Annotated in this window: 24 protein-coding genes; 5 read left to right on the forward strand and 19 right to left on the reverse strand. The window is 35.4% G+C overall.

Features of this window, described 5'->3' with window-relative positions; all coding sequences use genetic code 11:
* The first annotated feature begins 2 nt into the window (after positions 1–2).
* Both PXD56_RS00240 and PXD56_RS00245 read left to right on the forward strand, forming a co-directional pair.
* Complete coding sequence (locus PXD56_RS00240) at positions 3–164, forward strand: hypothetical protein (RefSeq protein WP_276491353.1); 162 nt, start codon at positions 3–5, stop codon at positions 162–164.
* Positions 165–290: 126 nt separating this feature from the next.
* Complete coding sequence (locus PXD56_RS00245) at positions 291–1,502, forward strand: Pycsar system effector family protein (protein ID WP_276491354.1); 1,212 nt, start codon at positions 291–293, stop codon at positions 1,500–1,502.
* A 19-nt stretch (positions 1,503–1,521) separates the two neighbouring features.
* Here the strand turns inward: PXD56_RS00245 and PXD56_RS00250 are convergent, their stop codons facing one another.
* The 19 genes from PXD56_RS00250 to cobA form a co-directional block, all read right to left on the reverse strand.
* A complete protein-coding gene (locus PXD56_RS00250; RefSeq protein WP_276491355.1) occupies positions 1,522–1,647 on the reverse strand; it encodes a hypothetical protein in 126 nt (41 codons plus the stop codon).
* 139 nt (positions 1,648–1,786) lie between these two features.
* On the reverse strand, positions 1,787–3,223 hold the full coding sequence (locus PXD56_RS00255) for a rubredoxin (protein ID WP_276491356.1): 1,437 nt from the start codon (positions 3,221–3,223) through the stop codon (positions 1,787–1,789).
* Between the two features lie 11 nt (positions 3,224–3,234).
* The gene (locus PXD56_RS00260) at positions 3,235–6,765 is read right to left on the reverse strand and encodes a nitrate reductase (RefSeq protein ID WP_276491357.1); all 3,531 of its coding nucleotides are present in this window, start codon (positions 6,763–6,765) and stop codon (positions 3,235–3,237) included.
* A gap of 222 nt (positions 6,766–6,987) precedes the next feature.
* Positions 6,988–7,452, reverse strand: a complete 465-nt coding sequence (locus PXD56_RS00265) for a hypothetical protein (RefSeq protein ID WP_276491358.1) — start codon at positions 7,450–7,452, stop codon at positions 6,988–6,990.
* Positions 7,453–7,580: 128 nt separating this feature from the next.
* The gene (locus tag PXD56_RS00270; RefSeq protein WP_276491359.1) at positions 7,581–8,033 is read right to left on the reverse strand and encodes a hypothetical protein; all 453 of its coding nucleotides are present in this window, start codon (positions 8,031–8,033) and stop codon (positions 7,581–7,583) included.
* A 34-nt stretch (positions 8,034–8,067) separates the two neighbouring features.
* Positions 8,068–8,763 (reverse strand): response regulator transcription factor, encoded by a 696-nt coding sequence (locus PXD56_RS00275; RefSeq protein ID WP_276491360.1) that lies wholly within the window; start codon positions 8,761–8,763, stop codon positions 8,068–8,070.
* 90 nt (positions 8,764–8,853) lie between these two features.
* A complete protein-coding gene (locus PXD56_RS00280) occupies positions 8,854–10,134 on the reverse strand; it encodes an alginate export family protein (protein ID WP_276491361.1) in 1,281 nt (426 codons plus the stop codon).
* 35 nt (positions 10,135–10,169) lie between these two features.
* Positions 10,170–10,994: an ABC transporter ATP-binding protein gene (locus PXD56_RS00285; protein WP_276491362.1), complete on the reverse strand. Its 825-nt coding sequence runs from the start codon at positions 10,992–10,994 to the stop codon at positions 10,170–10,172.
* An 11-nt stretch (positions 10,995–11,005) separates the two neighbouring features.
* Positions 11,006–11,845, reverse strand: coding sequence for an ABC transporter ATP-binding protein (locus PXD56_RS00290; protein WP_276491363.1), 840 nt, complete (start codon positions 11,843–11,845; stop codon positions 11,006–11,008).
* A gap of 19 nt (positions 11,846–11,864) precedes the next feature.
* Entirely contained in the window at positions 11,865–12,965 is a 1,101-nt protein-coding gene (locus tag PXD56_RS00295; RefSeq protein ID WP_276491364.1) for an ABC transporter permease, read from the reverse strand.
* A 33-nt stretch (positions 12,966–12,998) separates the two neighbouring features.
* Positions 12,999–14,387, reverse strand: coding sequence for a CmpA/NrtA family ABC transporter substrate-binding protein (locus PXD56_RS00300; protein WP_276491365.1), 1,389 nt, complete (start codon positions 14,385–14,387; stop codon positions 12,999–13,001).
* Positions 14,388–14,655: 268 nt separating this feature from the next.
* Positions 14,656–15,372, reverse strand: a complete 717-nt coding sequence (locus tag PXD56_RS00305; protein ID WP_276491366.1) for a cytochrome c3 family protein — start codon at positions 15,370–15,372, stop codon at positions 14,656–14,658.
* Positions 15,373–15,375: 3 nt separating this feature from the next.
* Entirely contained in the window at positions 15,376–16,404 is a 1,029-nt protein-coding gene (locus tag PXD56_RS00310) for a 2Fe-2S iron-sulfur cluster-binding protein (protein ID WP_276491367.1), read from the reverse strand.
* Positions 16,405–16,412: 8 nt separating this feature from the next.
* The gene (locus PXD56_RS00315) at positions 16,413–16,892 is read right to left on the reverse strand and encodes a hypothetical protein (protein ID WP_276491368.1); all 480 of its coding nucleotides are present in this window, start codon (positions 16,890–16,892) and stop codon (positions 16,413–16,415) included.
* Positions 16,893–16,909: 17 nt separating this feature from the next.
* Complete coding sequence (locus PXD56_RS00320; protein ID WP_276491369.1) at positions 16,910–17,740, reverse strand: c-type heme family protein; 831 nt, start codon at positions 17,738–17,740, stop codon at positions 16,910–16,912.
* A gap of 25 nt (positions 17,741–17,765) precedes the next feature.
* Entirely contained in the window at positions 17,766–18,179 is a 414-nt protein-coding gene (locus tag PXD56_RS00325) for a globin family protein (RefSeq protein ID WP_276491370.1), read from the reverse strand.
* Positions 18,180–18,419: 240 nt separating this feature from the next.
* Positions 18,420–19,178, reverse strand: a complete 759-nt coding sequence (locus PXD56_RS00330) for a Crp/Fnr family transcriptional regulator (RefSeq protein WP_276491371.1) — start codon at positions 19,176–19,178, stop codon at positions 18,420–18,422.
* A 12-nt stretch (positions 19,179–19,190) separates the two neighbouring features.
* Positions 19,191–20,618, reverse strand: a complete 1,428-nt coding sequence (locus tag PXD56_RS00335; RefSeq protein ID WP_276491372.1) for a NarK family nitrate/nitrite MFS transporter — start codon at positions 20,616–20,618, stop codon at positions 19,191–19,193.
* A gap of 248 nt (positions 20,619–20,866) precedes the next feature.
* Entirely contained in the window at positions 20,867–21,640 is a 774-nt protein-coding gene (cobA, locus tag PXD56_RS00340) for a uroporphyrinogen-III C-methyltransferase (RefSeq protein ID WP_276491373.1), read from the reverse strand.
* A gap of 124 nt (positions 21,641–21,764) precedes the next feature.
* Here cobA and nirB point away from each other — a divergent pair, with 124 nt between their 5' ends.
* Genes nirB through PXD56_RS00355 form a run of 3 tightly spaced genes read left to right on the forward strand, consistent with a single transcriptional unit; the run spans position 21,765 to position 25,310 of the window.
* Positions 21,765–24,284: a nitrite reductase large subunit NirB gene (gene nirB / locus PXD56_RS00345; RefSeq protein WP_276491374.1), complete on the forward strand. Its 2,520-nt coding sequence runs from the start codon at positions 21,765–21,767 to the stop codon at positions 24,282–24,284.
* A gap of 36 nt (positions 24,285–24,320) precedes the next feature.
* Entirely contained in the window at positions 24,321–24,698 is a 378-nt protein-coding gene (gene nirD, locus PXD56_RS00350) for a nitrite reductase small subunit NirD (protein WP_276491375.1), read from the forward strand.
* 21 nt (positions 24,699–24,719) lie between these two features.
* Positions 24,720–25,310 (forward strand): DUF4202 domain-containing protein, encoded by a 591-nt coding sequence (locus PXD56_RS00355; protein ID WP_276491376.1) that lies wholly within the window; start codon positions 24,720–24,722, stop codon positions 25,308–25,310.
* Positions 25,311–25,332: the final 22 nt, after the last annotated feature.

Raw genomic sequence — 25,332 nt, forward strand, 5'->3', positions numbered from 1 at the left:
ATATGACAGACGAAACAAAATTTGTAAAAGAACCGGAAGAAGATACACAGGAATACATCCTTCAGAAAAATAAGAAAACAAAATTAGGAGTTACCATATTGGTGGCCTTCCTAGTAATTCTAGTTATTGGAATCATTGTTTCAAATGTATTCTTCTCAAATTAAGTACAAAACCTAAAGCATTTATATAATGCTTTACTTGATTTTCTAACTGAATTTAAGAAGGTTTCAAACTGACTAATTAACTGAAGCCATTTATTTTGTACTTTTCTAAAGTATTTTAAAACAACCATGTCCACATTCGTTTCTAAAGCTGAAGTATATGCCACTGATAAACTAACACATGATATTAACCCTAAATTTCTATATCATAATCTTAGGCATACTCAGCGTGTAGTTGACAGTACTAAAGAGCTTATTGAAGGCGAACATATAAGCGATGCTGAGAGCGAGATACTTTTAGTCGCCGCTTGGTTTCATGACCTTGGGTATACCGTTTCTTATAATAATCATGAAGAGAATAGCTGTAAACTAGCTAAAGACTTCTTAGCAAAACATAATAGTCAAAAAGCATTTATAGACAATGTTTGTACCCTTATCATGGCTACCAAAAAGAACCATGAGCCTAAAAATGAATTAGAGAAAATAATACGTGATGCAGATTCTTCTCATTTTCACGTGAAAAACTTTATGGCTACCACAGAACTTCTGAGAGAAGAGCTTTCTTTGGTACAAAAGCAACGTAATTCGCCTGCAGAGTGGCGAGAAGAAAATATAACTCTCTTACGCACAAAACATCGTTTTTATACGGACTACGCCATCAATAATTGGCAAAAAGGAAAAGACAAGAATATTAAAAGACTCATTAAGGCCAGAAAAAAGAATAATGAGCTTATTAAAAAAGAAAGTTTAAAAGCTAAATATAAAGGAGAATTACCTGATAGGGGAATACAAACCTTGTACAGGGTAACGCTTCAAAATCACTTAAAACTTAGCGATATTGCCGACACCAAAGCGAATATCCTACTTTCGGTAAACGCTATAATTATTTCAATGGCACTAGCAAATTTGGTTCCTAAACTGGATAATCCTTCAAACGATTACCTTTTTTACCCTACTTTTCTATTTATTATTTTCAGTGTAATCTCTATGGTGATGTCTATCATAGCTACAAAACCGAATATTACTACCGGGCAGTTTACCGAAGAAGAAGTGACCACAAAAAAAGTTAACTTATTGTTCTTTGGTAATTTTCATAAAATGAAGTTGGAGCAGTACAATTGGGCTATGAACGAGCTTATAAAAGATAAAGATTACATCTACAGTTCATTAACTAAGGATCTTTATTTTCTAGGTATTGTATTGGAAAGAAAGTATAGAATTCTACGGTGGACTTATACCGTTTTTATGGTTGGTATGATTATTTCTGTAATTGTATTTGGTATTGCACTTAAGTTTTATGGTCCAGAAAGAGTTTTAGAACTCCCCGTAATGCAGCCTTGATTTAATACCTAACAATATTCTACAATTCAAAGGTCATTAGAAGTATACATAGCAATATGCCTATTGCAGCAATAACTATGGTTAGTTTTAATGCTTTTGCCAAAATTGGCTCTTTACTTTGGTTATCTATATTTACTCTGGTCATGAGTGTTGGCTTATTTAAGATTATAGTACAAATTTAGATCCATAGGCATTAGCGCTTTAACTTCATAAACCAATTTTTTATCTCTTTTGCTATTTCTTAATGTGTTAACATTATGCATAGTATGCATTATTTACGCCATTTAGCTCATTTGTATCATCGCTTCTTTAAACCTAGACTTTGGTGCTGAGCATACGGGACATTCATAATTATCATCAATATCTTGAAATTTTGTACCCGCAGCTATGTTTAATTCTTCGTCACCAAAAGACTCGTCATATACAGTAAGGCAATCTTGACACTGAAACAAAGATTGGGTAGCATCTACAATTTCAACACTAGCCTTTTCTACGTTATCATCCACGCGACCTAATTGGTCAAAATACATTTTACTTAACTCCATCAATAAACCTGGTAATTCAATCTTGTCTATGTCTTGAGCATAAGTAATGTAGTTTTGACTATTGGGATCAAAATGTTCAAAGTGTAAAACATTATACGTAGGGCGAACTTCAAATTCTTTAACGATAGTGGGCAAACTGTTCTTTTCAATTATCACCGAGGCAAAGTGCGAACGTTTACCCACTTCATTACTAATACCAAAGGTGAGGCCATAGGTGCTAATATCATTTTGATCAAAACTTCTTACCAAATATTTTTTTAGCTCCAAGGCCTCACCGTCATCAATGGGCACATGCCAATTCATCTCTAGTTGAGAGTGCCTTACATTGATACCTTTTTTACCTAGAAAACGTTCAAGTTCTGGTCTACTAGATTTTTTTATTCCTTTTACCACAAATGATTTCCATGGGGTAATACATATTTTACCTATACTGTTGTCCAAGCAAAAGCCACAGAACTCTTTTAAGAAAGACAGGTCATATTTGTTGTTTCTCCAGTACAAACCCAACCAGTATAAATCTGACCCTAACCGGTTCATACCTTCGTAGTAAGGAAAGGTTTGGAAAGGAACCTTTAATTCCTTTTCCATAGTCTTGTTATTGGTCTCCAAATTTTTATTCATGATGAAGAACAGCTCATCTATATCTGAGATGTCTTCATATATTTCTTCAATCTGTTTAGAGATAGAATTGATATCCCAACTATAAATAAGCACAGGGTAAAACGCCGATGATTTCCAATGCGGCAATTTTATATTCAAGTACCAATAATCTTCTTGATCAGATGCTATGAAGTTGAGGTTACCACTAAAAATGGGCACTAAGCGTTGTTTTGGATCTGTAATATTGATTTTGAGCTTGGGCAAAAAATCAAATCCTTCTAAAATATAGAGATAGGTAGAACCCTTTAACCAATGGGTCATATCAAAAATATCTGCCGATACATAGGAGCTAACAATATTCTGAAATGAACGATTGGCAATGATATCTGTATTGAATTTAGAGATACTTTCTAGCTGTTCTTCTTTTGCATCCTTCAGGGGAAATAGAATATCTTGCCGTGAGCCAAAATTGACACTTGTTAGTCCGGCAGCTTCTAACATGGTAATAATATCTTTCAATTCACCGGGAGATGTTACACCTCCTTTAATTAGTATTCTATGCAGATCATCATTCATATCGTGCTCTTTTAGTTTGCCAATACCAGCTGTTTCTTTAATAAATCTTTTATTTCGGGCTTACAACTACCACACCCCAAACCTGCCCCGGTTTCTGAACATAATTTGTTGAAATCAGAGCAGCCGCCATTGATAGCATCAATAACATTGCCTTCACCAACTTGACTACATGAGCAGACCAATTTCCCCTTTAACGGCACAGATGTGGATGCTCCACGCAATAATTCGTCTCGTTTTTCAGAGAGTTCTATTTCTTCTTCTATCAACCTTTTAAACTCTGCAAACTCATTTTTATCGCCCATTAAAATGGCACCTTTAAGCGTATCGTCTTTTACAATACATTTCTTGTAGAAACGCTTGCTAACATCCATAAGGATAATTTCTTCATATGAAGAATCGCCAATTGGTGAGTTGACCATGCCAATGCTGCAGAGATCTAAATTTTCGAACTTTAAAATATTCATTAAAACAGACCCGTTGTAAATACTGCTGAAATCGCCAAGAATAAAATTTGCCGCAATATCAGCTTGTTGTTCAGCTGCCGAGGTAATTCCGAACAACGAATTTTTGTATTCCGCTATTTCCCCGAGTGCAAAAATAGAAGGGTCGCTACTTTGTAAGTATGAATTTACAACGACTCCTCTACGGGTATGAACCCCTGTCTGTTTTGCCAGTTCTATATTTGGTCTAGTGCCTATGGCATATACAATTGCATTACACTGAATGGTACGTCCTGTTTTCAGGTTTACCAAAAGGCTATGTTTTTGTTCTTTATCTTCAAAAACGGTACTTACTTCATTATCAAAATATAGATTAATACCGCGTTCCATAACATCTTCTGCCAACAAACGACTAGCCACGCTATCTAATTGGCGCTCCATTAATCTGGGCGCTCGCTGAATAATACTGATGTTGATATTTATTTTCTTCAAAGCAGCCGCAAGCTCCAACCCTAGAAGTCCGCCACCTACAATAACCACATTCTGATCTTTTGCCTGCAAGCCCGTTTCTAATAGATATTTTCTAAGTTTATCAGCATCGCCTCTTTCACGCATGGTAAAACGGCCCGGTAATTTTATTTGTACATCACTTGGTATAAAGGCTCTACTACCGGTGGCCATAATCAGCAAATCATAATTATGCTTTTCTCCTTTAGAATCTATTACTGTTTTGTCATCTGCATTTACATTATTGATACCAACACCCGGGTGCAACGTAACATCTAACTTTTGTAATTCGCCATCTTTCAGCTTTTCCAAAGCTTCCCACGAGAGTTCATCACTCACATATTCCGGTAACAAGACACGATTATAAAATGGGTCTTTTTCCTTTGAAAATACATGAAGCTCATCTAGGCTATTCTTCTCTCTATATGATTGAATAAAACGATAGGCTGCGGCACCAGCACCTATGACCACAACCTTTTGCTTTTCTTTCACGAACTTGGTTACCTCAACGGCACAGTACTTAAAATCTGGTTCTTTGGACACTGGATCTACCAAATCATTGGTCAGGTTATTTGCTCTACCAAAATCATTGTTCAAAACCTTGCCCCAGTGCATAGGTAAGAAAACAACAGATTCACGAATATCATAATTAAGCTGAACCTTTACCTGTACTTGACCTCTTCTACTTTTTACAACCGCAATATCTCCTTCCCTAATCTTTCTTAGATAAGCATCTACCGCATTCATTTCTAAATACGGTTGGGGAATATGGGTCAATAACCTTTTCACCTTACCTGTTTTAGTACGGGTATGCCATTGATCACGTACCCTACCAGAATTTAATATCAGCGGATAATCACTATTTGTTTCTTCAGATTTGTTGTACAATGTACTAGGCGCATTAAAATGTGCCTTTTTATCGTCGGTCAAGAATTTACGGTCTGTAAATAACCTTGGTGTTCCTTTGTGTGTTTTATGTGGTACAGGCCATTGAAAACTACCTTCATTTATCAACCTTTCATAAGACAGCCCAGAGATATCTATATCTGTGCCTTTTGTCAATAAACAGTGTTCATCATAAACCTCACTACTATTATTGTAATCAAAGCCGCTATAACCCATTGCTTGTGCAAAACGCCAAATAATTTCAGCATCTGGCAGTGCTTCACCGGGAGCATCTATCACTTTAGGTAAATAACTAATTCGTCTTTCTGAATTGGTCATGGTACCTTCCTTCTCTAACCAACCCGCAGCAGGCAGTAATAAATCTGCAAATTTGGTAGTCTCTGAGTTATGGGATATGTCTTGAACGACAACAAACTTTGCCTTTTTTAAAGCTCTTTCTACTTTGTTAGAATTAGGCATACTTACCGCTGGGTTGGTGCATACGATCCAAACTGCTTTTAGCTTTCCTTCATCAAGGGCATCGAACATTTCTGTTGCTGTGTACCCTGGTTCGGCTTGAATTTCTCCGCCTCCCCAAAAGTCCGACACTTCTTTTCTATGTAAAGGGTTACCTAAATTTTTATGTGCCGCCAACAAACTTGCCATGCCACCTACTTCTCTACCGCCCATGGCATTTGGCTGACCGGTTAATGAAAATGGTCCTGATCCTGGTTTACCTATTTGACCTGTTAATAAGGATAGGTTTAATAGCGATACATTTTTGGCTACACCAATAACACTTTGGTTCAGCCCCATGGTCCACATACTTATGAACTTTTTGGCATTACCAATATATTCTGCCGCCTTACGAATATCAGCAATAGGAATACCGCATTTTTTTGCCGCTTCTTTAAGCGATAGGCTATACGCCATTTCTTTACAAGCTTCAAAATTGGCAGTGTGCTTTTTAATGAAAGCTGTATCTATTTTTCTTTTCTCTATTAACCTACGGGCAATAGCATTGAATAGAATTACATCTGTACCCGGTAATATTTGCAAATGTAAATCTGCACCGGCACAAGTCTGTGTTTTACGAGGATCTACTACAATTATTTTTACCTGCGGATTCTCTTCTTTATGCTTCTCCAACCTTCTATATAAAATAGGATGGCACCATGCCGGGTTTGCTCCTGCAATTAAAAAACAATCTGCCAGTTCTATATCTTCATATGAAATGGGAACGGAGTCTTCACCCAAGGTTTTCTTGTACCCTACCACGGCAGAACTCATACATAGCCTAGAATTGGTATCTATATTATTTGTACCAATAAATCCTTTTGTCAATTTATTGATGAGGTAGTACTCTTCCGTTAAGCACTGACCAGATACATAAAACCCTACACTATCTGGACCGTGTTTAGCAATAATACTTTTAAAAACTGCAGCGGCACGCTCAAAAGCGGCATCCCAAGAAACACGTTGCAATGGGTGATTTCTGCTCCATTTCATTTCAGGATATAGAATTCTATCTGTAGTATCTTGAGCTACGTAGTTGAGATTACGCCCTTTGGTACAAAGCATACCTTTATTAGATGGATAATCTGGATTACCATCTACCGAAATAGTTCCTTTTGTATCAACATCTACAAGTATACCGCAGCCTACACCGCAATAGGAACATATTGTTTTATGAGTTTTATTACTATTCATTTTATCAATGATAAAGAATGGTTCAGAAGTATACTGCAAATTATAAAAAGTACGTATAAATACGTACTTTTTTATCGTAAATGTTTTAGATTAAATCGCTTGATTCGCAATTTTGTTAAGGTAACACTGAGAATTAATCAATAAATAGGAAAGTGAGGTGGTGAAATGTTAAAGTGAAATGTTGACTGGGTGAACTTTAAAGAGAATGCTTTTAGGCGGAATTTATTTCTTTTTCCAATCTCTTACTTTTACTCCTTTACTATACTTGACTTGAGATACCGAAAATCCTTTTTCACTTATTTCATCATTTCTCAATTCAGACTCTTCCATAGTACTTTTGCTATTAAATTCAATATACGCATCAAGTTTAAGCGATTCAGAATTCCAGAAGAAAAAATAGCTATTCAACTTCGTGTGAACAATATTTAAATATGTGCTGATTGCATTACTTTTTGAAAGATTTTTCATTGCAAGGTCCCACGTCTTAAATTCATCTTTTGTAAATTTCGAAGGATTTATGTCCCTTGCAATATTCAATCTAAAGGTGTAAAGATTTTGTAATTCTGTTCTTGGTTTGGAAAATCCTTTCTGAAATAAAACTTCATCATATTGCATATCCAAAGCACACTGTTTTATTTTATCATCAGGATATGTCTTTAATTTAGCAAGGACTTCAGTAAATGTCATGTGTTTCAAAACATTATTTAATATAACCAAACAAGGCTATAAATCAAATTATGCCTCTGTGATTTTTATAAAGGCCATTAAGGTTTTTTACTTGCATGTAGGCATTAAAATAAAGCCTATTATTTAGTTTACTGAGTTACGAGGATGGTATAAAGTCCATTTTCCTCATTCAATTCAAATTCAGCGTTTTCAATGCTAATGTCATTATACCTCGTGAACTCACAGCAATCTTCAGAAGTTCTTTCCGCGTCAACGATTAAATTTAAAATATCAATGCCAGATACATTTATTAAAACATCTACCTTTTCGGTCTCCCAGCCTATTGAGTTCAATTGAATCAGGTTAAGATTATTCTCATCAATAAAATCAAATTCTAAATTAGAGTTGTCGGTAAGGTTTATAACACTAATTTCATTGGAATTAAAGGTCTCGTTTGTAAAAAGATTTTCCATGGTCGTTTTGTCAACCAATTCAAAGCTGAACCCATTTGGTGGTGTAAAACAATCTTTATCTCCACAATCATCACAAGATTGCAAAATCATAACGAACGTAACAAGGGCTATTATGATGCTCTTTTTCATTTAATGTATTTTCTTACAATATGGTAAAAAATACTTAAATCAGATTATGCTTCTGTGACTTTTTAGAAAGGTCTATGAGGTTTTTTACATCCATCTTACGCATTAAATTAAAACGATGTGTTTCTATAGTACGTTTGCTATTTTGAAGTTTCTCTGAAATCTGCTGATTAGTCAACCCTGATAACACCAATTCTAACACTTTTAATTCTTTATTGGTCAGGTCAAAGACATTGTCACCTGTTTTACGTGGAGCTTCTTCTTTAACAACCTCTTTTTTAGCACCCAATAAGTTATTTACAAGAACATTACTTATGTCTCCGCTAAAATATTTACCGCCTTCTCTTACCGTATGTATTGCCTTTATAAATTCTGACTTATCGGTATCTTTCAATAAATACCCATTGGCACCTGAACTTATTGATTTTAAGATATATTCTTCAGAATCATGCATAGAGAGTATAATGGTCTTTACCTCTGATTTACTCTTGGTAAGTTCTGCAACGGCATCTATACCGTTCATTACAGGCATTCTAATATCGATAATTAAAATATCTGGAGATACTTTACCTACCAATTCAATAGCTTCTTCACCATTTGCAGCTTCACCAATTACTTCCAAATCAGATTCAGATTCCAATAAAGAACGGATTCCGTCCCTTACCAAAGCGTGATCATCTGCCAATACTATCCTCGTTGTTTCACTCAAAATATAGGTAATTATACGTAACATGCTAAATTACGTAATATTTTAAAAATAAAAATACGGTCTATACAACCATAGCTGTACAGACCGTTTAATTAACTACTTACTTCTATAAAACTATTCTTTCTTAGTATTCAAAAATTTAGGTTTGATCGTTAACTGTACCCAAGCCCAATTTTGACTGCTTGCCGCTAGGTCTTCTGTAATTCCTTTTAACTCATACATACCATCTGCAGCGAACATTTGAGAATACCCAATTGCCAAACCATAACCATTGAATTTTTTGGCAAAAACCAAATCTATTTCTGTACCCAATGATTTTTCACCGCTTGCCAACTCTTGCTCTCCGCTAAAGTTCAATACCTTAACCAATAAACTAGATTGCTTTCCTAAATCGAATTTAGCACTTGCGTGAATATCAAAAAGACCTATTGAATTTGCATGGTTACCTACGTAGAAATAATCCATGAATCCGTTGAACTTATGATTGGTACCGTATAGTGGAAAAAATGCCTCTGTTTTGTCCGTAGTATCAGCTTTGTTACCGCTGATCACTTCTGTACCTACGCCTAAAGACACTTTATCACTTGCCTTGTAACCTAACTCTAAACCTAATAAATAAGCACTACTTTTTACTTCGTTTTGTCTTTCCCCAGTCTGTAAAAATAAGTTGGCGTTCGCATTAAATTTTCCTTGTTTCAAATTCAAGTGTGTACCTATTGTTTGTAGATTGCTTACACCATCTGCAGCATCGGTATCATCGAAATTTTGAAAGCCATTATTTAATGCCAACAAACTTGCTGAAAAACCATCCCACTGTTGTTTAGCATATAAATACTGCATGGTCTTGTAGGTAAAAAAACCAGATGTATTATAGGCTGTACCTACTGATTGAAACCCTGTTGGATTATCAAAATCTTGACTGAAAGCCAAACCTATATCCAAAATAAATTTATCTTTTTTGTACTTTAAAAGTCCCGCATCATGGTTTCTACCTTGTTGCGCCCAGTCTAGACCACCGAATATTCTTTGATCGTCATAAGATATAACCTGGCGCCCTAATTTTGTAGACCAACCTTTGCCTAAATTTATATTTGCCCAAGCTTCAAATACAGCAAAAGAATCATTTTGATCATCTGGTAAAATTTGTCTGTTTTCTCCCCAAACCATAACATCTTGTATACTTAGGTAAAACTGATACGCCTCAGATTCATACTTTGCATTTAAACGTGCACGTGTAGAAATAGCGAAACCAGGATCGGCAGCATCAGCTATTAAACTACCAAAACCATTTCTATATTCCGTTCTTGGTCTAAACTGCCCGTCTAATGTAAATTGTGCAAATATTGCATTCGCCGATAAAAAGAACAGCGCGATGATTACATATTGTTTTTTCATAATCTTTAATTTTTAATGTTTGAGTTTGTGATTGGTTAGTGTTCTAAGAAGTCTATTAAATGTTTTCTGTATGTGTAATAATCATCGTTCTCCAAAACTGATTTTCTAGTACGTGGTCTTTCAAAATCTATGGAAAGAATATCCCCTATTTTAGCTTTTGGTCCACTGGTCATCATCACCACACGATCTGCCAAAAAGATGGCTTCATCTACATCATGTGTAATCATGACCGCAGTAATTTTTTCTTTGTTCCAAATTTCTATGAGAATATCCTGTAGTTCTCCCCTGGTCAAAGAATCTAGCATTCCAAAAGGCTCATCTAACAACAATACCTTGGGTTTAATTGCAAATGCTCTGGCAATACCTACACGCTGCTGCATACCTTGAGATAATTCTGATGCTTTTTTGTGAAAGGCATCTTCTAGACCTACTTTATGTAAATAGTATTTGGCAATGTCTTGACGTTGCCCTTTTGTTGCATGCGGAAAAACTTGATTTACCCCTAGCAATACATTCTGCAAAGCCGTCATCCAAGGCATTAAACTTGGAGATTGAAAAATAACCCCTCTATCTGGTCCCGGGCCTTTTACCGGATTTCCCAGTACTGAAATATTACCGCCAGAGATAGGGTTTAGCCCTGCAATCATAGAAAGCATGGTTGTTTTACCACAACCTGAGTGCCCTATTATGGTTACAAATTCTTCTTTTAGAATCTGCAGGTTCAAATCTTCAAGTACCACATAATCTCCCTTTGGCGTTGGATATACTTTCTTTAGTTTAGCTAGATCCAGCATAACTTTTGATGGATAGACAATGCCATTTTCTGAATATACTTCGTTAGATTGTTGTGTTGTGTTCATTTGCTATTTCTTTAGGCTACAAAGCTTTTAGGCGTTAGCTCCGGTAATTTATATTCTACGTCAGAAACTGTTTTTCTTTCATCACCGATATCCATTAAATATTCTATAATGGCATTTCTGGTTTTCTTGTATTCAGGGTTATCGTTCATTGCCGTTTTATCCCTTGGTCTTTCAATGTTAATTTTAAACTCCGGACCTAACGTTGCATTTGGTCCCGGCTTTAAAGGAATAATTCTATCTGCCATGTAAATACCTTCATCCACATCATTGGTGATCAATAATGCGGTACGTTTGTCTTTACTCCAGATATTCAAAATTTCATCTTGTAGATTTCCACGGGTCAAAGCATCTAAAGCTCCTAAAGGTTCATCCATAATGATCATTTCTGGATTCATGGCCAACGCACGGGCAACCGCTACTCTTTGACGCATACCACCAGATAATTCTTTAGGTCTTTTATTGATTGCCGGACTAAGACTTACCATGGCTACATACTCTTTTACCCTTTCCATCAGCACTTTTTTACTGTCTTTTGGAAAAGCCTCTTTTACGGCCATGTAAATATTTTGCCCTACGGTCAACCACGGTAAAAGTGAATAGTTTTGAAATATTACACCGCGTTCATGACTGGTATCTGTAACCGGAACTCCTTTAAAAAGAACTTCTCCGCTAGTAGGCTGTAATAACCCGTTTATAAGATTGACCAAAGTGGTTTTTCCACTACCGGTAAAGCCTACAATAGCTACGAACTCTCCTTCATCCATAGTAAGGTTGATATTAGAAAGTACTTCTGTACTATTCTCTCCCTCACCATAGGTTTTGTATATATTATTTAGTTCTAAGTATGCCATGTTCTATCTTTTGAAAGCGTTATGCCATTTCGTTTTTATTGAAGGAAACCATATTCTGTACGGCAAGCATTAGTCTATCTAATAAGAAACCAATGATACCGATGACGAACATTGCCACAATAATTTTTGCGTTTGAGTCATTGGCACCGTTTTGAAACTCTTCCCATACAAAAAGACCTAAACCTTGACTTTGAGCTAAAAGTTCAATAGCGATCAATACCATCCACGCTACAGAAAGTGTAATACGTAGTCCTGTAAAAATCAGCGGTAATGAAGAGGGCAAAATCACCTTGAATACTTTTTGAAAAGTGCCCAGCTTTAATACTTTGGCAACATTGATATAATCTTTATCTACAGATGCAACACCCATTGCTGTATTGACCAACGTGGCCCACATGGCACAAAAACCAACACTTATAAATGAGATTACAAAAGCATTATCTGAACTGTCACCGATGTACAAGGTTTTTACGATCATAAAAACCAATAAGTACCATACTACTGGGGATACTGGTTTAAAAATTTGAATGAACCAATTGAAGGCACTACGTAATGACGGACTAAGACCTATAATAATCCCGATAGGCACTGCAATCAATAATGCCAAAAGAAAGCCGGCAAATACTGTTTTAATACTTGTTAAAACGATATCGATAAATGAAGCTCTACCTGTATAAACAATTGGGTCTTTACCTGCAGCAATCATTTTTTCATTGGTAGCGGCCATTTTCTCAGCAAAAGCAGCTTTGTCAGCGCTAATTACATGGTGATCCGCTACTAAAGATTTTAAAGATGCCCATACTTGAGATGGAGAAGGCAATGTATTTGGCTGGCAACTACTATCACCAGATGCAATACATGCACGTTCTGCAGCTGCAGCTTCTTCGCCTCTTTCCGTCAATGCTTTTTCAATCTTATAATCTGCCTCTTTATTATATAAGGCTTTGGAACCCATGTGCCATAACCCTAAAAACAATAATATGGATAGTAGTGTTATACCAGTATTTTTTAAGGATTTCATAATACCATCCTTTTTTATACTTGGTGTAAGTTTAGCAAGTATCTGCTTAAAATTTGTAGACATACTCTTTTCCTTTTTTAAGACCATTTCCTGTTCCATAATATCTAGTTTAGGGTCAATGAATTGCTTTAATTATTTCTTGTCTTTATTACCAATAGAGAAACTGTTGATATACCCAATTGGGTCTTTGGCATCATAGCTTGTGCCATCTATGAAATCTGCCGTTGCTGCTTTGTAACCATCTGTATCTGGCACATCTGCTGCAGGAATTTGACCTTCTGCCACTAATAGATCTGCCGCTTTTTTCCAGATATCTGGACGGTAGATATCTTTAATTGTAGATGCATACCAATCTGTTGATTTCGCTTCTGGAATTTGTCCCCATCTACGCATTTGAGTTAAGAACCAAATACCGTCAGAATAGAATGGATATGTTGCGTTGTACTTATAGAATACATTAAAATCTGGCATTTCACGCTTGTCTCCCTTTTCAAATTCAAAGGTTCCTGTCATAGAATTAGCCAGTACTTCTTTTGGCGCACCTACGTATTGAGACATAGATAATATTTCTACCGCTTCAGCTCTATTTGTTGGTTCATCTAACCATTTACCAGCTCTGATCAATGCTTTGGTTACCGCTATTGCGGTATTAGGATTTTGCTCCACAAATTGCTTTGTCATTACAAATACTTTTTCCGGATTATTTTTCCAGATGTCATAGTTTGTAGTAACCGGCACACCAATACCTTTAAAAACCGCTTGTTGGTTCCAAGGCTCTCCTACACAGTATCCGTAAATAGTACCAGACTCTAATGTAGCCGGCATTTGTGGCGGAGGCGTAACAGAAAGTAAAACTTCTGCATCTATCTGACCTTGTACATTATCTGCAGTATACATACCTGGGTGAATACCCGCTGCAGCTAACCAATAACGCAATTCGTAATTGTGAGTAGATACCGGGAAAACCATTCCCATTTTAAAAGGTTTCCCTTCATTTTTATAAGATGTAATTACCGGCTTTAAAGCATCTGCCTTAATTGGGTGAATTGGCTTACCATCTGAATCTGCCGGTACATTTGGCTTCATTTTAGACCAAACATCATTAGATACTGTAATGCCGTTTCCATTTAGATCCATTGAAAACGGAGTAACCAATTCTGCTTGTCTACCAAAACCTGCTCCTGCTGCAATTGGCTGACCTGCCAACATATGTGATCCGTCTAATTGTCCGTCAATTACACGGTCTAAAACATTTTTCCAGTTAGATTGTGCTTCTACCGAAACAAAAAGTCCCTCATCTTCAAAAAAGCCTTTTTCTTTTGCAATGGCCAACGGTGCCATATCTGTAAGCTTTATAAACCCAAATGTTAATTGTGGCTTTTCAATATCTAGCATTTTAGTTTTTGATGCTACAGCTTCTTCTGTAGTAGTAGTTGTCTTTTTAGCGTCTTTACCGCCACAAGACATAAGCACTGTCGCTATTGATGCGAGTAATGTTGCTCTGTTAAAAATGGTTTTCATATTAGTGTGTTTTAAAATTTAACTACGTATTAATACTTATTTAAAGCAAATGTATACGTAATGAGTTATACCTGTAATGTTTTAGCACATAAACAAGTATCTTTTTACGCCATGTTATAAACTATTAAAACGCAGTTTTATTAATATAAAATCTTGTTAATCAGTACTCCATATTTAATAAGTAGTTCATACGTAAAAAAAAGTATTATTACGTAGGTTATAAAAAGAGAAGAATGTATATAAGGCGTGAAATAAGTATGTATTCAACCTATTTATTTTGAAGAGTTTTAATCCACTCTGGTTCAGAAAGACCTAAATATTTTTTATCGGTGCCATATGGATCTTTACCACCATCTAAATAGATTTGTATTGTTTTCAGCGGAATGGTGTCATTCAATTTTGTAGGTACATCATATCTATGATTTCCATGAAAATCATGACATTGAATACAAGTAAACCACTGTTCTTTTGCAATTAATTCTGAATGTGGAACATCTACAGGGTCATCTTCAACTTCTAAATCTTGATGACAATTCATACAGTAATTAATTGCTTCTACACTTACACGCTCTCCATTATGTTCTGAATGGCAAGTAATACAGGTTGTTGCATCTATATTTTTAATTGCCTTTTTAAAGCGAGGCTCCGAAAATCTATATGTTGGGTGCCTATCATTAGGGCGGTCATGACATTCTAAGCAATTTTTAACGGTAACATCTTGTGAGCCAAAATCAACATTTTTTTCGCGCATACCAGCCGCATGAGAAATGTTGGATTGTATTTGTTGTACTAAATTTCCATTGGCATCTGCATGACAAGCTACACATGAAAGATCTTCATGGCCATTGTTCATAGGACCAAGTGAAATATATTCTTCCGATGATTTTAAAGAGAAAAAAACAATAATACCTACGCCTATAAGAATACCCACTAGGCCACCAACAAATTGTCTTTTTCGTAAAGGAGTTACCTTAAAAATACCCATAATTTATATTGAGATTACCACATTTTCACTTGCAGGATAGCTTACACAGGTTAATATTTTTCCTGCATCCACATCTTTCTGTTCTAAAAAATGACCTTCGGTCATACTTATATCTCCAGATACACAAGATGCTAAACATGTTGAACACATTCCAGACCTACAAGAGTAAGGCATCTCTATATTATTAGCCATTGCCGCCTGCAGTATGGTCGTATCATTCTCCATACTTAGTTCATGACTTTCACCTTTTAATTGAATTTTCACCTTGCTAAGCACTCCGTTTTTTAGTACTACTCTATCGGGCCTTTTAAATAACTCTTCCTTTATTTTTGTTGATGAAACACCATTTACAAATAAGATACTTTTTACAGCTTCCATAAAACCAAAGGGACCACAAATCATATATTGACCATTTTTAAAAGCCAAATTATATTTCTCTAAAACATCCATAACAATACCGTCGGTAATTAAACCATGATGATAATTATGTAATACCGGCATTTCTTTTGATATTAAAAATTCGATCTTAAACCTTTCTCCATATTCTTTTTGAAGCTTATCCAATTTCTCTTTAAATATTATAGAATTTAAAAATCGATTGGCATAAATAAGGATAATTTTAGACTTAGGTTCTTTGGTTAAAACCGAATTAATTATTGAAAATATGGGCGTAATTCCACTACCTCCAGCAAAAAATACGTAGTCTTTTTGTTGTGCTTTCTCCGGTATTACAAAAAAGCTTCCGTCTGGTTTATCTATTTGTAGCTTATCTCCAACTTTTAAAGAGTCGTGCATATAATTAGAAACAAGTCCATTTTCAACACGTTTAATTGTAATTTTTGGCTCTTTATCTGTAAAAGGATTACTACTAAATGAATAAGCTCTTTTATGAATTTTATCATCTAGGTTAAAATGCAAGGTTACAAACTGCCCTGGTTTATAATTCAGCTTATTGAAAAAGCCCCCGTTTTTAAAACTTATACTTACAGTATCTGCCGTTTCTTGTTCAATATTTTTTACTGTTAGTTTCATCTTTATTTTTATTTATAATAAAAAACCATGGTAATATGAAAGAACATTAAGATGGTTATGACGATAGAAAAGGCAACGTGTGCTATCATCCACCCTTTAAACAAGACATCACTATTATTTTTTAAAACATCTAAATTCACGTATCCTAAAAGAGCATTTGCAAAAAACAAATAAGATAATAGTGCCAAGTAACCATAGCCAATACCCATACTGTGTGCATAGAAAAATATAGGACTCAACGCTCCGGCCCATTTATGCATTGCAGTCATTTTAATTGAATGCTTTCTTAACTTTTTAACCATCCTAAACAACGTTAACACCCATTGAAAGATTATAAAAAGTGCTATAAATAGACCAGACCATCTTTTATACATTTCTTGCTGCTGCTGTATTTTTAACCATGTCCATTCTAGTTTTAAAAAAAATTGTAAAAAGAACAAGAATAAAAGCAGTAGACCTAATATTGTAGTCAAGTTTTTGTTTTTCAAAAAATTGAGTTTTCTAATTATTTACTGGCTATTAACGTTTTCATGGTATCGTAAGAAGAAAGTTTTCTAACACTATCTAGAAAAACTTCTGGCGAAGGAAGGTAGTTCCCTTCTGCTGGCCACTTATCTCCAATTATTGGTTTCTCTGAAGATTTAAAAGCTGCTATTTCATCTAGGTATTCTACATAAATATCAACTGTTCCCTGCGCATAGGCATTTAATACTTCCACTGCACCCGAGTATGTTAAAGAATCTTTTGGATATTGCCATGTAGTGGCACCCATTACATCACCTAATTTCCAGTCTGTTTTTGCTGTTTGAGGATGGTCATTGTGGCAGGTAACACATGCTTGCGCACTTGCCAAATCTGCAAACATCGCTGTATGTAATTCTTGAGATTCATCGTAAAAAAATTTTGGTTCTTGTGTTACTTTTATATCTTCAAATAGAGACTCTTGTTCGCCTTCGAATTTATTTGCATTATTAATTGGAAAGTCTGACCCTAAGTATAAACCCAAAGGAACTGGTCCTTTACGGATACTTGTGGCAACACCACGTAAAAATAATGCTGGTAAAGGACCCGCTTCTACATCATCTTTACGCCAATCTTCATCAAATTTCATTCCTTGTAGCTTGCCTTTTCCTACAATTGCTTTGGTATATAAAGTTCTGGTAACATCATTTTCTTTAGATACCATTTCTAAAACTTCGTCAACAGAGAATACATTTTCTTCTGCAATACTGCCGCTACCTTTTTCTTCAGGAACACCACCACATGAATTTAGAACGATAAGGCTTACAACAAGAATTATTAACACAAGAAAGGGAGAGTTTTTTAGCTTTTTCATAGTCTAATGTTTTTAGGTTATTATGTTAGTAGGATGCTTTTATCATTACCGAAGACATGGTGCCATAAACTTTTGCCCAAGCATCTTTTACATCTGGAGTAAATTCATCGCCTAAGCCAGTTTCTAGTGTACTCAACAATGCTGAACCTACCGTATTATAATGCGATGGTTCTACTTTATAATCCACATGGCGTTTTCCTAAATTTTCTAAAACTGGAACTAGCATTTCTAAATTATTTAACCCAGCAACCGCACTTCCTAGCATGGTCATTAATTTGTTTCCCTGCATGGCCATAGCTTCTTCACTTTTTGGAAAAATGCTTTTTAAAGAAGGGTCTAATTTAAATAGCTTATCATAAAAAATTTTAGCTGCCGTATCTGCAATTGGCTTTACTTTTTCAAATGAATCTTGTACTAACATTATAGTGTTCTGTTCCATAATAGTATTTTGGTTTTTTAAAATGTTGATTAAATAAATAAGTACTTATACTTAATGATTAAAGCAAATATAAAACCTTGACTACGTACTTGTTATGGAATAACATAGTAGAAAAAAGACTTTTATACCATAGTTAAATCTGCGTTATTGCAGTTTTATTACAGAAATATGAATAAAATATAGGTCTGACCCACTTATTATATATAAGTAGATATACGATACGTATTTAAACTGAAGTTTTTAGTTGTCTAAGTAGAAATTGTGTTCTGCTATCTCTTTTTTAAGTAGTGCGATATTGGCAATGCCTACTCTTTTACCTTTGGTAATTAAGAGCTTTTCTTTCTTAAGAATTGAGAACATTCTTATAACTTGTTCTTCTGTAGTACCGGCATAATCTGCGTACTCTCGTCTACTTAATAGCAATGTAGAAAAACCATTTGTTTCTCCAAATTTGCGATTTATATATAATAAGGTATCTATGACACGTTCACGAACTGTCATTTGAGATAAAGATTTTACTCGAATTTCACTGCGATTAAGTTCATTCGCATAGAACAACATAAAATCATAGGTTAAACTAGGTGTTTCCCTTAATGTTTCTTGAAGTAATTCTTTAGAAAAATAACATAAGGAACAATCTACTAAAGCTATGGCACTTATGGGGTACGTCTCTTCTGTACCAAAACCTCTATGCCCTATTATTTCACCTCGTACCGCAAAACGAACAATTTGTTCTTTACCATGAAGCCCGGTCCTTAATACTTTTACCTTACCACTCAATAGAAAAAACAGACCTGTAACAGAAGCACCTTCCATGATAAACTGCTGCCCTTTTTTACATTTAATTTCCTTTCTAGCTTGAACTAATTTTTCAATATTAGAAGAATGAATGTTCTTTTGAATTAAGCATTTCTTATTGGAACAAACACCACAGGCACTATCAAGTAGCTCCGGATTTTCGGAAGAAAACTTTGATATGTTTGTTGTACCTGTACGCATAGATAATCTTATTTATATAGTACTTGGAGATAATTTAACAACTGGAGATTCCGTTTTTTTCAATTCTTCCTTCACCTGTTTTTCATCTTCAGCAGAGAATTTAATAGCCAAGGTTGTCAACGCGGTAACAATTACAAAACCGCCAATAATAAAGTAACCGCTAGAAACTGCTCCTGATGCGGCTGCAGATTGTGCCGCCTTCATAGCCTCTTCTCCTAAATTAGCATTCGCAGCCAAGGCGTTGGTCTCTGCCAATGCCGATTTAGATTTTAATAAAATGGCAGCTAAAAATGCACCTACATTTCCGCCAGCACCAACAATGCCAGATATAGAACCAATTGCTTTTTTGTTTATAAATGGTACTACCGAAAAGGTTGCACCTTCTGCCATTTGCACGGTTAAACTAAAGGCAATTAAGAATACGATACCCATTGCAAAACTTGTGGCTAAAGAGAATGTTGAAAGCATAACCCCTTCAAGCGCTAGTATCACGGTCAAAAAAAGTACCCTGCCGCGTAAGCCTTTAAGCCTACCAAAACGATCACCGAAGAATCCACCCAATGTACGTGCAAATATATTCATGAGTGCAAATGAAAGCACCAAGTTACCCGCAGTGGATCTTGTTAGTCCGAATGTATTCTGCAAATAATCATCCATAGTGCCGTAAACGGTAAGCTCCATTCCAAAAGATGCTGCGTAAACGATGAAGAGAATCCACACTCTATAATCTTTCAATACACTAACAAATGATTCTTCATCTTTTTTAAGCTTTGGCATTTTGCCAGCTTCCTTTAATTCTTTGAAGTTGCCTTCAGGAGTATCTTGTGTAAAAAAGTAGTATACAACACCCATTATCATTGCAATAACACCGGCAATAATCATAGAATACCTCCACGCAATTTCATCTGCAACTCCAAAACTTACTACTGCAGCTGCAATTAATGGCATACCAAGACGATTGGCACCACCACCTAAATTTCCCCATCCTGCGGAAGTAGCATTGGCAGTACCAACAATATTGGGGGCGAACATAATTGAAGTGTGAAACTGAGTAATTACAAATGATGCACCAATAAAACCTATAAACAGTCTACATATTAAGAATTGCGTAGGTGTTTGAACAAATCCTATCAATATTACGGGTATGGCACCCAAGATCAACAAATAGGTATAACACAATCTAGGACCATATTTATCACAAAGCTTACCAATTAACAGTCTAGCGAAAACAGTTCCTGTAACCGCCAATATAATAGAGTTCCATTTTTGATCAGGAGTCAACCCTAAATCCTTAACTACATCTGGCATAAAAGGAACTATACCAAACCATGCAAAAAAGCATATAAAAAATGCTATCGATGTAATCCAGAAAGTACGTATGGGCATGCTTTTTAAATCAGTTAACTTTAAAGTTGTAGATTTTTTGGATTGATTTTCCATGCTATATAATATTACGTTTATGAATCAGTGCAAACCTAACATATTTTATACGTAATTATACGTAGTTTTAAATATTTCATTTATTTACTACGTATAATTACATAATATCTAGAATGAGGAATACAAATTTGTAGTATTCGGAATTTCAGGATAACAAAAATCAATTATTACTAATTTTTGAATTTTAAACAGGTACATTTTTTAGTAAATACTAAGTAGTAACAAATCATTTACTGGGGAAAAATTCTTTAAATAGCATCATGTAATATGCGTTGCACTTCTTCTTCAAAAAAGGATGGATGATCAGCTACAACATCACCTATTACAATGATTCCGTGCATGTTTGTATCTATAGAAGATTGATGTTGGTGAATGGTATCTAAGGTTGCCACAACGCACCGCTCATTTTCTGTTGTTCCGTCTTGTATTACGGCAACAGGGGTCATTCTACCCCTATATTTACTAACCTCATCTATTATTTTACTTAGCTTTTTTATACCCATTAATATGACCATTGTGGTAGATGATTTAGCGGCATATTGTAAATCTTGAGAGAATGTACCATCTTTCTTAGTAGCGGTCATTACCCAAAAACTACTACTTACTCCTCTTTTGGTCATAGGTATTCCTTGACTAGACGGTACGGCAATTGAACTTGATATTCCGGGTATAATACTTACAGGTATACCAAATGCCTCTACATATTCTATCTCTTCGTTTGCCCTACCAAAAACAAAAGGATCTCCGCCTTTTAATCTTACTACATGTCCAAATTCAAACGCGTATTTGACTATCAATTCATTAATTTCATCTTGAGTATGAGAGTGCTTACCACATCTTTTTCCTGTATAAATCTTAGGGATATCAGTACGTAGTCCAGATAATAGTTCATCGTTAATTAATGCATCGTACAAAATAACATCTGCCTCTTTTAAAACTCTTAAACCCCTTACTGTTATTAGGTCTTTTGCTCCTGGTCCTGCTCCAACCAAACTTACTTTTGCTGTTTTCTCTAATTCCATCTTCATAGTATTTAGCATTATTAATTATCGATTCTGCAACAAGAATACGTATTTATTTTGGTATAATTATAGAATATATACGTATTTATACGTAATATTGCTGTGTAGCATAAATAATAAGGGTATGAAAACTATACTAGTTGTCGGTAATGGAATGGTAGGGTACAAATTCTGTGAGAAGTTTGTCGCTAAAGAGGAAAGCAAACAATTTAAACTTATTGTTTTTGGTGAAGAGCCAAGACCGGCGTACGACAGAGTTCACTTAAGTGAGTTTTTTGAAAACCAAGATGCTAAAGCTTTAGAAATGGCTCCTGCAGAATGGTACGCAGAAAATGGTATAGAATTAATCGTAGATGAACGCGTTGCGGATATCGATAGAACTAACAAAACCATAACTACGGCCAAAGACAGAGCGTTTTCTTATGACTACCTTGTTTTAGCAACAGGATCATCTGCTTTTGTACCACCCATTAAAGGCGTTGAAAAAGAAGGTGTTTTTGTATACAGAACTATAGAAGATTTAGAAGGCATGTTGGCTTATGCAGCAAAAATAAAAGCAAAGAACCCAAATGCTAAAGCTGCTGTATTAGGTGGCGGGCTGTTAGGGCTTGAGGCTGGTAAAGCGGTTATGGATATGGGTCTAGAACCACATATTGTGGAGTTTGCGCCTAAATTAATGCCAAGACAGTTAGATTCTAGAAGTAGTCAGGTACTACAATTGAAACTGGAATCTATTGGTTTAAACATTCACTTAAGCAAAGCCACCAATCAAATTCTTGGGGATGATGGATACATTACGGGAATGGAGTTTGGAGAAGATGACGTTCTCGATGTTGAAATGTTAGTAGTTTCTGCAGGTATTCGTCCAAGGGATGAACTAGGAAAAAATTCGGGATTAGAAGTTGGTGTTCGTGGCGGTATCGTCGTGGACAACAAAATGAAAACATCTGACAGTAATATATATGCCATTGGCGAAATTGCTCTTTACAATCAAATGATATATGGTTTGGTTGCCCCTGGATACGATATGGCCGGTATTGCCGTTGAGCAGATTTTAGGTAAAGCGGACGCTTTAATGCCCGCATCAATAGACATGTCTACCAAATTAAAACTAATTGGTGTTGATGTTGCTAGTTTTGGAGAGCCATTTATGCCAGCTTCAAAAGGACACTCTATAATATTTGAAAATAAAACACAGCACCTTTATAAAAGAATAAATGTAAGTCTTGACGGCAAAAAACTGTTAGGAGGAATTTTAGTTGGTGATGCATCAGATTATAGCATGCTGCACCAAATATTTTTAAATGGAATGGCTATTCCTGAAGATCCTGCACAATTAATTTTACCTGCAGGTGAAGGTGGTGGTTCTTTTGGTGATGTTATGGATTTACCAGATAAAGCACAAATATGTTCTTGTGAAAATGTTACAAAAGGACAAATTTGCGGTACTATTGAGAGTGGTGAATCTAAGGACCTTGCCGATGTGGTTTCTTGTACTAAAGCAGGTACTGGTTGTGGTGGCTGTAAACCCATGGTAAAAGACCTTACCGAAGCAACATTAAAATCTTTAGGTATAGAAGTTAAAGATTCAATTTGCGAACACTTTGATCTAAACAGACAAGATCTATATAAAATCATTCAAATAAAAGGCTATAAAACATTTAATGAAGTTCTTGATAATCACGGAAACGGTGGTCATGGTTGCGAATTGTGTAAACCGGTTGTTGCTTCTTTGATGGCTAGTATTAATGCAGATACTGCTAATAAAGAGTATGCCATACAGGATTCTAATGATAGGTTCTTAGCAAACATTCAGCGTAATGGAACGTATTCTGTTGTTCCTCGTGTTCCTGGCGGAGAAATTACACCAGATAAGCTAATTGCTCTTGGAGAAATTGCTAAAAAATATGATTTATACACCAAAGTAACTGGTGGTGTTCGTATCGATTTATTTGGTGCTACCTTAAACCAATTGCCATTAATCTGGAAAGATTTAATAGACCATGGTTTTGAAAGCGGACATGCCTACGGAAAATCTTTACGTACAGTAAAGACTTGCGTAGGTTCTACATGGTGCCGATACGGTATGGCTGAAAGTGTAAGTTTTGGTATTGAATTAGAAAATAGATACCGAGGAATACGTGCTCCACACAAAATTAAAGGTGGTGTTTCTGGCTGTATTCGTGAATGTGCCGAAGCTCGTGGAAAAGATTTTGGTTTAATTGCTGTAGAAGGTGGTTGGAACTTATACCTTGGCGGTAATGGTGGCGCTACACCAAGACATGCTGAGTTATTTGCAGAGCAAATAGATAATGAAACCGTAATTAAATATATTGACCGTTACCTAATGTTCTACATGCGTACTGCAAAACCTTTACAAAGAACAGCGGCATGGCAAGAACGTTTAGAAGGTGGTCTTGATTATTTAAAAGAAGTAATTATAGATGATAAATTAGGGATTGCAGAAGATTTAGAAAATGAAATGCAAACACTAGTTAATAAGTTTGAGTGCGAATGGACACAAGCTATTAATGACCCAGAAATGATGAAGCGTTTTAATCACTTTGTAAATAGTGAAGAAGAAGATGACAACTTAGTTTTTGTTCCATTAAGGGAACAAAAAATGCCAGAAAAATGGGTCTAACTACGTTTTAAACAACCAATTTCTAAAATTTAAACAATGACTATAGTTTCAGATAAATATAAGACCGTAAAACCAGAGGAAGTAGCCGTTTGGTTTAAAGCAGCACCAGTTACTGCGTTTCCAAAAGATGGAGGCGCTTGTGTAAAATATAAAGATCTACAAATTGCCGTATTTAATTTTGAACGACTAAATACATGGTACGCTTGCCAAAATCTTTCTCCTGAAAAACAAGAAATGGTTCTAAGCAGAGGTATGATCGGTGATCATAAGGGGATACCAATGGTAGCCTGTCCGTTACACAAAAAGACATTTTCATTAGAAAATGGCGAAAATTTAAATAGTGATTTGGACCCAATAGCGGTATATCCTATTAAAATTGAAGATGACTTTGTGTATGTTGGCTTTTCTGAATAGCTTTGAGTAAACATAAGACTTATGGCGACCACGGATAAATTATTAGTAGCATTTCAACATTTTGACGAAGCCAATAAGCAAGATCCCAATACCGAAGTTTTTGAAGGTACTACCTACCCCAAAGAAGTACTTTACGGTATTAGAATGACAGAGCGATTAAACGAATTTGAGCCAACAGCGTCTGAAGCTCTACGGTTAACCGCAAGATGTCAACATATCTGTAGATGGGAAATACCGAGAGAATCCTATGAAATGAACCGTGAGGGCTATTTGAGATGGCGACAAGAATTAAAGAAGTTTCATGCAAAAAAAGCTGCTTCTATTTTAGAGGATCTAGGTTATGATGACGAAACCATTGACAACGTTAAGTTTCTTTTAGAGAAAAAACAGCTAAAGAAAAACGAAGAAACCCAAGCATTGGAAAATGTTATCTGTTTAGTATTCTTAGAGTTTTATTTTGAGCCTTTTGCACATAAACATGAGGAAGACAAAACTATAGATATCCTTCAGAAAACATGGAGAAAGATGTCTATTAAAGGACAAGAAGCTGCATTAAAATTACCGCTTTCTAAATTTTCTTTAGATTTGATTACCAAGGCACTTCAAGCCTAATTACAATTTACTATACATTTTT

It is taken from the genome of Maribacter zhoushanensis (assembly GCF_029350975.1).
Classification (GTDB): Bacteria; Bacteroidota; Bacteroidia; order Flavobacteriales; family Flavobacteriaceae; genus Maribacter; species Maribacter zhoushanensis.